This window comes from Noviherbaspirillum humi, assembly GCF_900188095.1.
GTDB classification, from domain to species: domain Bacteria; phylum Pseudomonadota; class Gammaproteobacteria; order Burkholderiales; family Burkholderiaceae_D; genus Noviherbaspirillum; species Noviherbaspirillum humi.
Genome location: NZ_FZOT01000012.1, coordinates 105,988 through 119,334 on the forward strand (window position 1 = coordinate 105,988; position 13,347 = coordinate 119,334).

Sequence of the window (13,347 nt, forward strand, 5' to 3'; positions counted from 1 at the left end):
TTGCTTTAACGCAATATTAGCAAATTGCAGCTGGTAAATTCATTTTTTGGAAAAAAAAGTAAAGCGATGCTGCGAAATCGCCTTGGCAAAAAGAAAAGCCCCGCCCGGCAGGATGCCGGCGGGGCTGATGTTCAGCTCTGCAATGGACTGGAGATCAGAACGGGATGTCGTCATCCATGTCGCTGAAGTTCGGCGCCGGCTTGGACGCGCCGCGGGAAGCGCCGCCGCCTGAGGCGGGCGCCGGACGGGACGGCATGCCGCCGCCGTATTCGTCATCCATGGAAGCACCGCCGCCTGCGCCGCCGCCCATGCCCTGCCGGCTGCCCAGCATCTGCATGGTGTCGGCGATGATCTCGGTGGTGTAGCGCTCCACGCCTTCCTTGTCGGTCCACTTGCGGGTCTGCAGGCGGCCCTCGACGTACACCTGGGAACCCTTCTTCAAGTACTGGCCGGCGATTTCCGCCAGCTTGCGGTAGAAGGTGATGCGATGCCACTCGGTCAGTTCCTTCTTTTCGCCGGTGGCCTTGTCCTTCCAGCTCTCGGTGGTCGCCACCGCCACGTTGGTGACCGCGTCGCCGTTGGGCATGTAGCGGGTTTCCGGGTCGCGGCCCAGGTTGCCGACGATGATGACCTTGTTTACCGATGCCATAATTTTCTCCTCACCTAAAATTCCTAGACAGCCGCTGGCTGGGCAACCCCGCGCGGCGGCAGATTTCGCATGCCCGACGCGATTATAAGCCAGGCGATGCTCACGGCCATGCCCAAAATAAAGACCGACTGCGGCCCAAGATGCTGCTTCATCCAGCCGCCCATCGCGCCGCCGCAGAACAGGCCGATCGCCTGCAAGGTATTGTAGACGCCGAGGGCCGCGCCCTTGGCCGAGGCCGGCGCCAGGCGCGACACCAGGGAGGGCTGGGTCGCCTCCAGGATGTTGAAGGCGATGAAGAAGGCCAGCAGCAGCGCCACCAGCAGGCCCCAGTGCATGCCGTCCGGATGCGACAGCACCAGCCAGAAGCCGGCCTGCACCAGGCACATCAGCATGATGGCGCCGAGGAACACCTGCTTCGACCTGCCGCGCCGCTCGCCGGCGAAGACGGCCGGCAGCATCAGGATGAAGGAACCCAGCACCACCGGCAGATACACCTTCCAGTGCTCGGCGATCGGCAGGTCGGCAAACTGCACCAGGGCCGCCGGCACGACGACGAACATCGCCATCTGCGTCAGGTGCAGGGCGAACACGCCGTAGTTCAGGCGCAGCAGCTCGCCATTCTTCAGGACGGAAGAGAACGGCACCTTGTTCATCGCCGGCGCAAGCGGCGCCGGCGGCACCACGTAGGCGACGACGAAGATGGCAGCGATCGACAGCACGCCGGTCAGGATGAAGATGCCCCCCATGCCGATCGCCTGGTACAGCACCGGCGCGGCGATCAGCGACAGCGCGAAGGTCAGGCCGATGGAGCCGCCCACCATGGCCATGGCCTTGGTGCGGTGCTCTTCCCGGGTGGTGTCGGCGATGTAGGCGGTGACGGCGGCGGAGATGGCACCGGCGCCCTGGGCGGCGCGGCCGAAGATGACCCAGTAGATATTGGTGGCGGCCGCCGCGACGAAGGAACCGAGCGCGAACAGGATCAGGCCGATGATGATGACCCGCTTGCGGCCGTATTTGTCGGAGGCGGCGCCGAAGGGAATCTGGCCGAAGGATTGGGTCAGGCCGTAGATGCCCATCGCCAGCCCGACCAGGGTGGCGCTGTCGCCGCCTGGCAGGGAACGGGCATGTACTGCGAACACCGGCAGGATGAGGAACATGCCGAGCATGCGCAAGGCAAAAATTGACGCCAGCGACACGCTGGCGCGGACTTCCTCGCGGCTCATTTTGTCGGCGGAAGCGGAAGCTTTATTGGTTGGCATGAGGTCTTGACAACGGGGCGAAGTGCTGCGTACGAGCGACTTCAAAACCCGTTATAGTATCAGGTTGACCGATTCAAAGCCCCTGTCCCTGTTGAAAGCAGTTCATGGAAGAAATTCGAATTCGCGGCGCCCGTACCCACAACCTGAAGAACATCAGTCTTGAACTCCCCCGGAACAAGTTGATCGTCATCACCGGACTGTCCGGCTCCGGCAAGTCCTCGCTCGCCTTCGACACCCTGTACGCCGAGGGGCAGCGCCGCTACGTGGAGTCGCTGTCCGCCTATGCGCGCCAGTTCCTGCAGCTGATGGAAAAGCCGGACGTGGACCTGATCGAGGGCCTGTCGCCGGCAATCTCGATCGAGCAGAAGGCGACCTCGCACAATCCCCGCTCCACCGTCGGCACGGTGACCGAGATCCACGACTACCTGCGCCTGCTGTATGCCCGCGTCGGCACGCCCTACTGCCCCGACCATCCGGAAAATCCGCTGGCGGCGCAGTCGGTGTCGCAGATGGTCGATGCGGTGCTGGCCATGCCGGAAGACACCAAGCTGATGATCCTGGCGCCGGTGGTGGCCAACCGCAAGGGCGAGCATGTCGACCTGTTCGAGGAAATGCAGGCCCAGGGCTTCGTCCGCTTCCGCATCCAGAGCGGCACGGGCAAGGCGCGCGTCTATGACGTGGACGACCTGCCGAAGCTGAAGAAGACCGAGAAGCACACCATCGACGTCGTCATCGACCGCCTAAAGACCCGGCCCGACGTCAAGCAGCGCCTGGCCGAAAGCTTCGAGACGGCGCTGCGCCTGGCCGACGGCCGCGCCATCGCGCTCGAGATGGATACCGACAAGGAGCACCTGTACTCCAACAAGTTCGCCTGCCCGACCTGCGGCTACTCGCTGCAGGAACTGGAGCCGCGCCTGTTCTCCTTCAACAACCCGATGGGCGCCTGCCAGGAGTGCGACGGCCTGGGACACATCGAATTCTTCGATCCGAAGCGCATCGTCGCCTTCCCCAACCTGTCGCTGGCCAGCGGCGCGATCAAGGGCTGGGACAGGCGCAACCAGTTCTATTACCAGATGCTCACCAGTTTGGCGGAGCACTACAACTTCGACCTGGACGAGCCGTTCGAGAAGCTGCCGGAGAACGCGCAGCAGGTGGTGCTGTACGGCTCCGGCCGGCAGACGGTGCCCTTTACCTACATCAACGAGCGCGGCCGCGCGGTGGTGCGGGAGCATACCTTCGAAGGCGTGGTGAACAACCTGCAGCGCCGCTACCGCGAAACCGATTCGATGGCGGTGAAGGAAGAACTGGCCAAGTTCATCAACCAGAAAGCCTGCCCGGTCTGCGAAGGCGCCCGCCTGCGGGTGGAGGCGCGCAACGTCAAGGTGGGCAGCGGCAGGCAGCAGCGCGCCATCTATGAAGTGGCGGCGACGCCGCTGCGCGAGACGCTGGAATTCTTCGAGACCCTGAAGCTGACCGGCGCCAAGCGCGAGATCGCCGACCGCATCATCAAGGAAATCGTCTCGCGCCTGAAGTTCCTGAACAACGTCGGCCTCGACTATCTCTCGCTGGAGCGCAGCGCCGATACCCTGTCGGGCGGCGAAGCGCAGCGCATCCGCCTGGCGTCGCAGATCGGCTCCGGCCTGACCGGCGTCATGTACGTGCTCGACGAGCCCTCCATCGGCCTGCACCAGCGCGACAACGACCGCCTGATCGCCACCCTGCAGCACCTGCGCGACATCGGCAACAGCGTGCTGGTGGTGGAGCATGACGAGGACGCCATCCGCTGCGCCGACTACATCGTCGACATGGGTCCCGGTGCCGGCGTGCATGGCGGCGAGGTGATCGCGCGCGGCTCGCTGCCCGAGATCCTCAAGAGCAAGAAGTCGCTCACCGCCAAGTATTTGAACGGCACGCTGGAAATCGCGGTGCCGAAGAAGCGCACGGCGTCCGATCCGAAGCGCCAGCTGGTGATCACCGGCGCCTCCGGCAACAATCTGCGCGACGTCACCCTGCAACTGCCGGTCGGCCTGCTGACCTGCGTTACCGGCGTTTCCGGCTCCGGCAAGTCGACCCTGGTCAATGACACCCTGTACAACGCCGCCGCGCGCCATCTGTACGGCTCGCATGCGGAACCGGCGCCGTTCGAGTCCATCTCCGGCCTGGAGCATTTCGACAAGGTGATCGCGGTGGACCAGGCGCCGATCGGCCGCACGCCGCGCTCGAATCCGGCCACCTACACCGGCCTGTTCACCCCGATCCGGGACCTGTTCGCCACGGTGCCGGCGGCCAAGGAGCGCGGCTACTCGGCCGGCCGCTTCTCCTTCAACGTCAAGGGCGGCCGCTGCGAGGCTTGCCAGGGCGACGGCGTGCTGAAAGTGGAAATGCACTTCCTGCCCGACGTCTACGTCCCCTGCGACGTCTGCCACGGCAAGCGCTACAACCGCGAGACGCTGGAAGTCGAATACAAGGGCAAGAACGTCAACGACGTGCTCGGCATGACGGTGGAAGAAGCGTTCGAATTCTTCAAGCCGGTACCGGTCATCGCCCGCAAGCTGCAGACCCTGCTCGACGTCGGCCTCGGCTACATCCGCCTCGGCCAGAGCGCCACGACCCTGTCGGGCGGCGAGGCTCAGCGGGTCAAGCTGTCGCTGGAACTGTCCAAGCGCGACACCGGCCGCACCCTCTACATCCTGGACGAGCCGACCACCGGCCTGCACTTCCACGACATCGACCTGCTGCTGAAGGTGATCCATCGCCTGCGCGACCAGGGCAACACGGTGGTCATCATCGAGCACAACCTGGACGTGATCAAAACCGCCGACTGGCTAGTGGACCTCGGTCCGGAAGGCGGCGCGGGCGGCGGGCAAATCATTGCCGCCGGCACGCCGGAGGACGTGTCGAAGAACCCGGCCAGCCATACCGGCCGCTACCTCGCTCCGCTGCTGACGAGGAAGAAGGCAGCCTGATGACGGCCCGGCATCTGCGCATCTCCGGCGTGGTGCAGGGCGTCGGCTACCGCGCCGCGTTCGAGCGGCGGGCGCGCGTGCTCGGCTTGTCGGGCTGGGTGCGCAACCGCAGCGACGGCACGGTGGAAGCCGTGGTCGCGGGCAGCGAGGAGGCATTGAACGAGATCATCGTCTGGTCGCAGCGCGGCCCGGCGATGGCCAGGGTGGACGATGTGGCCGTCATGGAAGCGGCGCAGGACGCGGCCGGCGATGCCGGCTTCCGGGTGCTGCCGACCGCTTGAAGATTACGCGCTTCAGCGCAGGCCCAGCCAGAGGCCGAGCGGCACGAAAGCCAGCGCCAGGAAATTTCCGAGCAGGACGATGGATGCCACCTTGTCCGGCTCCTGCTTGTATTGCTCCGCCACCATGAAGCAGAACACGGCCGGCGGCAGCGAGGCGAACAGATACATCTGGCCGCGCTGGGCCGGCGGAAGCATCAGCAGGCCATCCAGCAGCCAGGCGACCGCCAGCCCGGACAGCGGGCAGACGATGGCGCCCATCAGCCCGATATGCCAGCTCTTGAGGGTGACGTCGGTCATGCGCACGCCGAGTGAAAACAGCATGAGGGGAATGCAGGCGTCGCCCAGCATCTTCATCGCCTGCATCAGCGGCGCCGGTAGCGCGATATGGAAAACCGCGAACACCATGCCGAGCATCATCGACAGCATCATCGGGCTGACCAGGAATTTCAGCGACGAGCCCTGGCGCGCCCGACCGCTCTCGATGATCTTGATGCCGACGGTGAAGTACACCACGTTGCAAGCCATGAAGAGCGCCACCGCCGAGGACAGGCCGGCCGGGCCGAAGGCCAGCGCCGCCAGCGGCAGGCCCATGTTGCCGCAATTGTTGTACATCATCGGCGGCACGAAGCTGCGCGGGTCGTAGCCCAGCAGCTTGCATACCGGCCAGGCAATGAGGCCGGAGCCGAGCGCGATCAATACCCCGGCCAGGATCAGCATGCTGTTGTGCGCCAGGTCGAATTCCTTGGCCGCGAGCGCGCTGAACACCAGCAGCGGGCACAGCACGTCCATGCTGATCCGGTTCACCGCACCCATGTCCGACTTCACCGCATCGCCGCGCAAGCGGGCATAGCCGTAGCCGAGCGCGATGGTCAGGAAAACCGGCAGGATGATGCTGAGGATGCGCTCGAAGACTTGCATGGACGGGAAGCGGAGGGACGAAGGACAGGCGGCATTGTAGCCTGCCGCCCCCCGGCGCGTTCCGCAGGGCGGCGCCGAGACGGCCCTGCTTCAGTGCTTCTTCAGCAGGCGCTCCTCCGCCAGCGCCACGCCTTCGGTGGTGCCGCGCAGGACCACGATATCGCCCGGCTCCAGCACGGTGTCGGGCATGACATCGATGCGCTGCTTGCCGCGGCGGACAATGGTGACCTCGGCGCCGAGCGGGGCCAGGTCGAGCTGCTGCAGCGACTGGCCGACGGCGCCCGCGCCTTCGTCCAGCGCCACCGAATGCAGCCGCACATGCAGGTGCTCCGCATCGTCCGGCGCATCGCCGGCGCCGTGGAAATAGCCGCGCAAGGAGGCATAGCGCTCGCCGCGCGCCACCTGCACCCGATGCACCACCCGACGCACCGGCACGCCAAGCATCAGCAGCGCATGCGAAGCCAGCATCAAGCTGCCCTCGATCGCTTCCGGCACGACCTCGGTGGCGCCGGCGGCACGCAGCTTGTCGAGATCGGCGTCGTCGTGGCTGCGCACGATCACCGGCAGCGTCGGCGCCAGCTCATGGGCGAAGCTGAGCAGCTTGATGGCCGAAGGCGTGCCGGCGAAGGTGATCACCAGCACCGCTGCACGGTGAATGCCGGCCGCCACCAGGCTTTCGCGCCGGGCTGCATCGCCATAGGAGACGTTGGCGCCGGCCGCCTGCGCCTCGCGTACCCGATCCGGGTCGAGGTCGAGCGCATGGTAGGCAATCTTTTCTTCCTCCAGCAGCCGCGCCAGGCTCTGGCCGCTGCGGCCGAAGCCGGCGATCAGCACATGCTTCTGGGTGGTCATGGTTCGGGTCGCGATCTGGGTCAGCGCCAGCGACTGCAGCATCCATTCATTGGCCGACAGCTTCATCACGATCGCATCCGACTTCTCGATGATGAAGGGCGCCAGCAGCATCGACAGCACCATCGACGCCAGGATCAGCTGGATCAGCATGGGATCCATCAGTTGCAGGCCGCCGACCTGATTCAGCAGCACGAAGCCGAATTCGCCCGCCTGCGCGAGATAGAGGCCGGTGCGCAGGGCGACGCCGGTGGATTCGCCGGCCAGGCGGGCCATCAGGGCGATCAGCCCGAACTTCACCAGCACCGGGCCGCTCAACAGCAGCAGCACCAGCCAGAAATGCTCCACCACCAGCCGCACGTTGAGCAGCATGCCGACGGTGACGAAGAACAGGCCGAGCAGCACGTCACGGAAGGGCTTGATGTCTTCCTCCACCTGGTGCTTGTACTCGGTTTCCGAGATCAGCATGCCGGCGACGAAGGCGCCCAGCGCCATGGACAGCCCGGCCAGTTCGGTGATCCAGGCGGCGCCCAGCGTGATCAGCAGCAGGTTCAGCATGAACAGCTCCTGCGAGCGCCGCTTGACCACGATGCGGAACCAGCCGCGCATGAGCTGCTGGCCGATCACCAGCAGCAGCACCAGCACGATCATCGCCTTCATGCCGGCCAGCGCCAGGGTCGGCAGCAGGTCGCCGGTATTTCGGGCCAGCGCCGGCACCAGGATCAGCAGCGGCACCACCGCCAGGTCCTGAAACAGCAGGATGCCGATGATCTGGCGTCCATGCGGCGCTTCCAGCTCCAGCCTTTCGGTGAGCAGCTTGGAGACGATGGCGGTGGAGGACATGCACAGCGCCCCGCCGAGGGCGAAGGCGGCGCGCCAGCTGATGTTCAGGAATTGCGGCAGGAAGGTCGCCATCAGCCAGCCGAACAGCATGGCGGCGACGATGGTCAGCAGCACTTGCGCCATGCCCAGCCCGAACACGGTGCGACGCATGGCCGACAGCCGGGGCAGCGAAAACTCGAGGCCGATGGAGAACATCAGGAACACCACGCCGAATTCCGCCAGCAGGCTGGTCGTGTTGTTTTCCTCAGCCAAGCCGAAGCCATGGGGACCGATGACGATGCCGACCGCCAGATAGCCCAGCATGGGCGGCAGATGCAGAGTGCGGAAGACCACCACGCCGAAGACCGCGCTGGCGAGAAGCAACAAGGTCAGTTCAAGAGCTGAATGCATGCATCCTGGATGAAGAGGTTTTTGCTGATTTCCCGATGGACGATGCGTGCGGGAATCCCCATCGCAATGCAGCTTGAGCGCCCTCAAGGCGGGAAATTATCTGGGCACTGGCAGGTTTTTTGCTTTGCCAGTTGGTTTATACTTCGGGCATGAGTGTACCCCATGCCCCAACCCCGCCGAAATCCTTCGATGACGCCGACGCCCAACGCGTGCTGGCGTTGGCCTGCGACACCCTGCAAATCGAAGCCGATGCCATTATTGCATTAAAACAGCGTCTTGCCGCCGGTGCCGGGCAGACCTTCATCGCCGGAGTGCGCCTGATCCTCGATTGCCCCGGCCGCGTTGTCGTTTCCGGCATGGGCAAGTCCGGCCACATCGCCCGCAAGATCGCCGCGACCCTTGCCTCCACCGGCACGCCGGCGCTGTTCGTCCACCCGGCCGAGGCCGCCCACGGCGATCTCGGCATGGTGACCCTGTCCGATGTCTTCGTCGCCATCTCGAACTCGGGCGAGACCGCCGAGCTCCTTGCCATCGTACCCATCATCAAGCGCATGGGCGCCAAGCTGATCGCCATCACCGGCAACGACGCCTCCAGCCTGGCGCAGCTGTCGAACGTGCACCTCAATGCCGGCGTGGAGAAGGAAGCCTGCCCGCTCAACCTGGCGCCGACGGCCAGCACCACCGCCACCCTCGCTCTGGGCGATGCTTTGGCGGTGGCGCTGCTGGATGCGCGCGGCTTCAAGGAAGACGACTTCGCCCGCTCCCATCCCGGCGGCGCGCTCGGCCGGCGCCTGCTGACCCACGTGCGCGATGTCATGCGCTCCGGCGATGCCGTCCCTGCCGTCGCGGCCGGGGTGTCCCTGACCGACGCCTTGCTCGAGATCAGCAGCAAGGGCATGGGCATGACCGCCATCGTCGATGCGGACCGGCGCGCCGTCGGCATCTTCACCGACGGCGACCTGCGCCGCCTGCTGGAGGGAGCCCACGATTTCGCCAAGCTGAAGATCGCCGAGGTGATGCATGCCAACCCCCGCACCATCGGCCCGGATCAGCTGGCGGTGGAAGCAGTGGAGATGATGGAGAAATTCCGCATCAATCAGCTGCTCGTGGCCGATGCGCAGGGAGCGCTGGTCGGCGCCCTGCACATCCATGACCTGACCCGCGCCAAGGTGATCTGATGGATGCCAGCGTGATGGACAGGGCGCGCCGGGTTCGCCTCATGGTCTTCGACGTCGACGGCGTGCTGACTGACGGCGGGCTGCATTACGGCCCCGAGGGCGAGGTGCTGAAGCGCTTCAACGTGCTCGACGGCCACGGCATCAAGCTGCTGCAGCAGTCGGGCGTGGACACCGCCATCATCAGCGCGCGCAAGTCCGCCATCGTCGAGCGCCGCGCTGCCGACCTCGGCATACGTCATGTGCGGCAAGGCGTGCACGACAAGCGCACCGCCTTCGCCGAATTGCTGCGCGAGACCGGCCTGAGCGCAGAGCAATGCGGCTTCATTGGCGACGATGTCATCGACCTTCCGATTCTGCTGCAGGTCGGCTTTGCCGCCAGCGTGCCCAACGGCCACGAGGCGGTGACTTCCCGGGTGCACTATGTCACGCGGTCGGGCGGTGGCCAGGGCGCGGCGCGCGAGCTGTGCGACCTGATCCTGCGCGCGCAGGGCAACTATGAAGCGGCCCTGGCGCCGTACCTGACATGAGATTCCGTCCGCGCCGCCTGCGCGCGCTGTTGATCTTCCCGCCGCTGCTCGCGCTGGCGCTGGGCAGCTTCTGGCTGCTGGAAGTGACGCGCCGCGCCGGCGAGGAAACGCCCGGTGTGCAGAACCGCACTGAGCCCGATTTTTACGTCGAGAAATTCAGCTATGTCAGAATCTCGAACAAGACCGCGACGCGCTATCACGTCGCCGGCGAGCGCCTGACCCACCAGCCGCAGGATGACTCCTACGAAGTGGAACAGCCGGTGCTCAGCGGCCTCAACGATCCGCAGACGCCGCCCTTCATGATCAATGCCGAACATGCCCGCCTGGAAAATCAGGGGGAGAAGGTGCATCTGTATCGGAACGTGCAGATGGACCGGCCGGCATCGGGCCAGTCGGATCATCTGCACCTGACGTCGGACTACATGCTGGTGCTGCCGGACGAGTACATCATGCGCACCGACAAGCCGGTGGATATCACCACCAGCCAAGCACACCTTGCCGGCATCGGCATGTATGCCAACCATGCCACCGGCGAGTTTCGCCTGGCCGGCAAGGTGCATGGCACTTATCAAGCCGCACGCCGTTGAGCCGCGCTATAACAATATATCGAGGACTTCGAATGATCCGTGGTGTTCTGCTCCGACTTTTCCTGCTGACGGGATTGGCTGTGGCGGGAGTCGCCCATGCCGAAAAGGCCGACTCCGACAAGCCGACCAACGTAGAGGCCGACCAGATGGCCTATGACGATGTGCATCAGGTCAATACCTTCACTGGCAATGTGGTGCTCACGCGCGGCACGCTGATCATGCGCGCCGCCAAGCTGGTGGTCACGCAGGATCCGGCCGGATACCAGTACGCCACGCTCACCGCCGCGCCCGGCGCGCTGGCCACGTTTCGCCAGAAGCGCGACGGCGGTCCGAATCAATGGGTGGAAGGCGAGGCGGTGCGCATCGAGTACGACGGCAAGGCGGAACTCGTGAAGCTGTTCACCCGCGCCAAACTGCGCCGGCTGGAAGGCACGAAACCGACAGATGAAGTGGAAGGCGAGTTCATTTCCTACGACAGCCGGGCGGAGTTTTTCTCGGTCAACAATACCGCCACCGGCGAGAGCAAGCCGGGCGGCGGGCGCATCAAGGCGGTCATCCAGCCGCGCAACGACGCGAAGGGCAAGTGAGATGCAGAACAGGCTCGAAGCCCGCGGCTTGCAGAAGAGCTATGGCGCGCGCCAGGTGGTGCGCGATGTGTCCCTGCAAGTCGAATGCGGCCAGGTGGTCGGCCTGCTTGGCCCGAACGGCGCCGGCAAGACGACGTCGTTCTACATGATCGTCGGACTGGTGCCGTCGGATGCTGGCGAGATCCATCTCAACGGCGTTGCGATCTCACGACTGCCGATTCATCGGCGCGCGACCCTTGGTTTATCCTATCTGCCGCAGGAAGCTTCGGTGTTCCGGAAGCTGACCGTGGCGGAGAACATTCGCGCCGTGCTCGAATTGCAGCGCGACAACGGCAAACCCCTGGCAGGCAGCGTCATCGATGAAAAACTCGGCACCCTGCTGGCGGAACTGCAGATAGAAAAACTGAAGGACAACCAGGCGCTGTCCCTGTCCGGCGGAGAACGGCGCCGGGTGGAAATCGCCCGGGCGCTGGCAACCAATCCGCGCTTCGTGCTGCTGGACGAACCCTTCGCCGGCGTGGACCCGATTGCCGTGATCGAGATCCAGCGCATCGTGCGCTTTCTGAAGGAACGCGGCATCGGCGTGTTGATTACCGACCACAACGTGCGCGAAACCCTCGGGATTTGCGACCGGGCGTATATCATCAATCAAGGCGCCGTTCTGGCGAGCGGTACGCCGGATGAAATCATCGAGAATGAATCCGTGAGACGGGTTTACCTGGGAGAACACTTCCGCATGTAGGAAGACTCAAACAAGCATGAAACAGACCCTCCAACTTCGCATCTCGCAACATCTGGCGCTCACTCCGCAGCTGCAGCAGTCGATCCGGCTATTGCAGTTGTCCACTCTCGAGCTGCACCAGGAGCTGGAGCAGATCCTGTCCGAGAACCCGATGCTGGAACGCGTCGACGATCCGCTCGACAATTCGGTGCGGCTGCTCGCCGACGGCGCCATCACGCTTGGCAGCACCTCGCAGGAGTCGACCGGCACGACCACCGAATCGGGGCCTGCCGGCGAAGGCGAAGGCTTCAGCGGCAGCGAAGGCAACGGCGAAGGCGCCGAGGGGGAAGGCGCCGGAGACAAGGACTGGAGCTTCGACGACGTTGCCCGCACCTCCAAGGCCCCGGAAGATGATGATGCCCGTCCGCAACTGGAGGCGCACGACACCACGCTGCGCGAACACCTGCTGGAACAGATGCGCGTGACGGTGCGCGAAAGCCGCGACCGGGCGCTGGTGGAGCTGATTATCGACGCCCTCAACGACAACGGTTATCTGGAAGAGCCGCTGGAGGAAATCCATGCCCGCCTGCCGGAAGAACTCGGCGTGGAACTGGAAGAACTGAACGTGGCGTTGAAGTTGCTGCAGAGCTTCGAACCGGCCGGCGTGGGCGCACGCTGCGCCTCGGAATGCCTGGCCATCCAGATCCGCCGCTTCCCCAAGGTGCCGCTGGTGACCCGCCGGCGCGCGCTGACCATCGTCGAGCAGCACCTGACGCTGTTCGCCCAGCGCGACTTCAACAAGCTGAAGAAGGTTCTCGACTGCGACGACGAAGACCTGCGCGAAGCCCAGGTGATCATCAAGCAGTGCAACCCGCATCCGGGCGCCGCCTTCGCTTCCGATGCCTCGGATTTCGTCGTGCCGGACGTGATCGTCAAGAAAACGAAGAACGGCTGGCAAGTCATGTTGAACCATGATGTCATGCCGCGCCTGCGGGTGAATGCGCTGTATGCCAACATCCTCAAGCAGAGCAAGGGTGAGGGATCGCTCACTTCGCAGCTGCAGGAGGCAAAATGGCTGATCAAGAACATGCGCCAGCGTTTTGACACCATTCTGCGCGTGGCGCAGGCCATCGTAGACCGCCAGCGCAACTTCTTTTCCCACGGCGAAGTGGCAATGCGCCCTCTTGTGTTGCGCGAGATAGCTGATACACTGGGCTTACACGAGAGCACAATCTCGCGTGTCACGACTCAGAAGTACATGCTTACCCCGCATGGAATGTTCGAGTTGAAATACTTCTTCGGAAGTCACGTCGCCACGGAGGCAGGAGGAGAAGCCTCGTCGACGGCGATCAGAGCACTCATCAAACAATTGATAGGAGCAGAAGACCCCAAGAATCCATTCTCGGATAGCAAGATTGCGGACATGTTGGGGGAACAAGGCATGGTGGTCGCGCGCAGAACCGTCGCCAAATATCGCGAAGCCTTGAAGATTCCGCCCGTCAACCTCCGCAAGTCCCTGTAGTACCCAAAACCATGTAGTGGTTACCGTTGCTGTGTTCCGGCGTGGCTCGTCTGCGCGGACACGTTGAGAA

The 13,347-nt window shown here is 64.4% G+C and carries 13 protein-coding genes; 8 read left to right on the plus strand and 5 right to left on the minus strand.

Annotated elements, in window-relative coordinates; translation table 11 throughout:
* Positions 1–39: 39 nt before the first annotated feature.
* Genes CHB88_RS25900 through CHB88_RS16510 form a run of 3 tightly spaced genes read right to left on the minus strand, consistent with a single transcriptional unit; the run spans position 40 to position 1,872 of the window.
* Positions 40–174, minus strand: a complete 135-nt coding sequence (locus CHB88_RS25900; protein WP_281255028.1) for a hypothetical protein — start codon at positions 172–174, stop codon at positions 40–42.
* The gene (ssb, locus tag CHB88_RS16505; protein ID WP_089400441.1) at positions 155–649 is read right to left on the minus strand and encodes a single-stranded DNA-binding protein; all 495 of its coding nucleotides are present in this window, start codon (positions 647–649) and stop codon (positions 155–157) included. Before ssb ends, CHB88_RS25900 begins: the two co-directional genes overlap by 20 nt.
* 23 nt (positions 650–672) lie before the next feature.
* Complete coding sequence (locus CHB88_RS16510) at positions 673–1,872, minus strand: MFS transporter (protein ID WP_089400442.1); 1,200 nt, start codon at positions 1,870–1,872, stop codon at positions 673–675.
* 140 nt (positions 1,873–2,012) lie between these two features.
* On the opposite strand from CHB88_RS16510, the gene uvrA reads away from it, so the two are divergent.
* Entirely contained in the window at positions 2,013–4,874 is a 2,862-nt protein-coding gene (uvrA, locus tag CHB88_RS16515) for an excinuclease ABC subunit UvrA (protein WP_089400443.1), read from the plus strand.
* Positions 4,874–5,155, plus strand: a complete 282-nt coding sequence (locus CHB88_RS16520; protein WP_089400444.1) for an acylphosphatase — start codon at positions 4,874–4,876, stop codon at positions 5,153–5,155. The genes uvrA and CHB88_RS16520 overlap by 1 nt, the downstream gene beginning before the upstream one ends.
* 12 nt (positions 5,156–5,167) lie before the next feature.
* On the opposite strand, the gene CHB88_RS16525 is transcribed toward CHB88_RS16520, so the two are convergent.
* Positions 5,168–6,073 (minus strand): AEC family transporter, encoded by a 906-nt coding sequence (locus CHB88_RS16525; protein WP_089400445.1) that lies wholly within the window; start codon positions 6,071–6,073, stop codon positions 5,168–5,170.
* 90 nt (positions 6,074–6,163) lie between these two features.
* The gene (locus CHB88_RS16530) at positions 6,164–8,155 is read right to left on the minus strand and encodes a monovalent cation:proton antiporter family protein (protein ID WP_089400446.1); all 1,992 of its coding nucleotides are present in this window, start codon (positions 8,153–8,155) and stop codon (positions 6,164–6,166) included.
* Positions 8,156–8,304: 149 nt separating this feature from the next.
* Between CHB88_RS16530 and CHB88_RS16535 the strand changes: the two genes are divergently transcribed.
* From CHB88_RS16535 to CHB88_RS16560, 6 genes are read left to right on the plus strand one after another with little or no spacing between them, the layout of a single operon-like run.
* Positions 8,305–9,333, plus strand: a complete 1,029-nt coding sequence (locus CHB88_RS16535; protein WP_089400447.1) for a KpsF/GutQ family sugar-phosphate isomerase — start codon at positions 8,305–8,307, stop codon at positions 9,331–9,333.
* Positions 9,333–9,860: a KdsC family phosphatase gene (locus tag CHB88_RS16540; RefSeq protein ID WP_089400448.1), complete on the plus strand. Its 528-nt coding sequence runs from the start codon at positions 9,333–9,335 to the stop codon at positions 9,858–9,860. Before CHB88_RS16535 ends, CHB88_RS16540 begins: the two co-directional genes overlap by 1 nt.
* Positions 9,857–10,447, plus strand: coding sequence for an LPS export ABC transporter periplasmic protein LptC (lptC, locus tag CHB88_RS16545; RefSeq protein ID WP_089400449.1), 591 nt, complete (start codon positions 9,857–9,859; stop codon positions 10,445–10,447). The genes CHB88_RS16540 and lptC overlap by 4 nt, the downstream gene beginning before the upstream one ends.
* A gap of 32 nt (positions 10,448–10,479) precedes the next feature.
* Positions 10,480–11,034 carry a lipopolysaccharide transport periplasmic protein LptA gene (gene lptA / locus CHB88_RS16550; protein WP_089400450.1) on the plus strand — a complete coding sequence of 185 codons (555 nt, stop codon included), beginning with the start codon at positions 10,480–10,482 and terminating at the stop codon, positions 11,032–11,034.
* Position 11,035: 1 nt separating this feature from the next.
* Positions 11,036–11,776: an LPS export ABC transporter ATP-binding protein gene (lptB, locus tag CHB88_RS16555; RefSeq protein ID WP_089400451.1), complete on the plus strand. Its 741-nt coding sequence runs from the start codon at positions 11,036–11,038 to the stop codon at positions 11,774–11,776.
* Between the two features lie 16 nt (positions 11,777–11,792).
* Positions 11,793–13,277, plus strand: coding sequence for an RNA polymerase factor sigma-54 (locus tag CHB88_RS16560; RefSeq protein ID WP_089400452.1), 1,485 nt, complete (start codon positions 11,793–11,795; stop codon positions 13,275–13,277).
* Positions 13,278–13,347: the final 70 nt, after the last annotated feature.

Coding starts and splice junctions, on each gene's coding strand:
- CHB88_RS25900 (WP_281255028.1), bottom strand. CDS start 174: ATGACGACATCCCGTTCTGATCTCCAGTCCATTGCAGAGCTGAACATC.
- ssb (WP_089400441.1), bottom strand. CDS start 649: ATGGCATCGGTAAACAAGGTCATCATCGTCGGCAACCTGGGCCGCGAC.
- CHB88_RS16510 (WP_089400442.1), bottom strand. CDS start 1,872: ATGAGCCGCGAGGAAGTCCGCGCCAGCGTGTCGCTGGCGTCAATTTTT.
- uvrA (WP_089400443.1), top strand. CDS start 2,013: ATGGAAGAAATTCGAATTCGCGGCGCCCGTACCCACAACCTGAAGAAC.
- CHB88_RS16520 (WP_089400444.1), top strand. CDS start 4,874: ATGACGGCCCGGCATCTGCGCATCTCCGGCGTGGTGCAGGGCGTCGGC.
- CHB88_RS16525 (WP_089400445.1), bottom strand. CDS start 6,073: ATGCAAGTCTTCGAGCGCATCCTCAGCATCATCCTGCCGGTTTTCCTG.
- CHB88_RS16530 (WP_089400446.1), bottom strand. CDS start 8,155: ATGCATTCAGCTCTTGAACTGACCTTGTTGCTTCTCGCCAGCGCGGTC.
- CHB88_RS16535 (WP_089400447.1), top strand. CDS start 8,305: ATGAGTGTACCCCATGCCCCAACCCCGCCGAAATCCTTCGATGACGCC.
- CHB88_RS16540 (WP_089400448.1), top strand. CDS start 9,333: ATGGATGCCAGCGTGATGGACAGGGCGCGCCGGGTTCGCCTCATGGTC.
- lptC (WP_089400449.1), top strand. CDS start 9,857: ATGAGATTCCGTCCGCGCCGCCTGCGCGCGCTGTTGATCTTCCCGCCG.
- lptA (WP_089400450.1), top strand. CDS start 10,480: ATGATCCGTGGTGTTCTGCTCCGACTTTTCCTGCTGACGGGATTGGCT.
- lptB (WP_089400451.1), top strand. CDS start 11,036: ATGCAGAACAGGCTCGAAGCCCGCGGCTTGCAGAAGAGCTATGGCGCG.
- CHB88_RS16560 (WP_089400452.1), top strand. CDS start 11,793: ATGAAACAGACCCTCCAACTTCGCATCTCGCAACATCTGGCGCTCACT.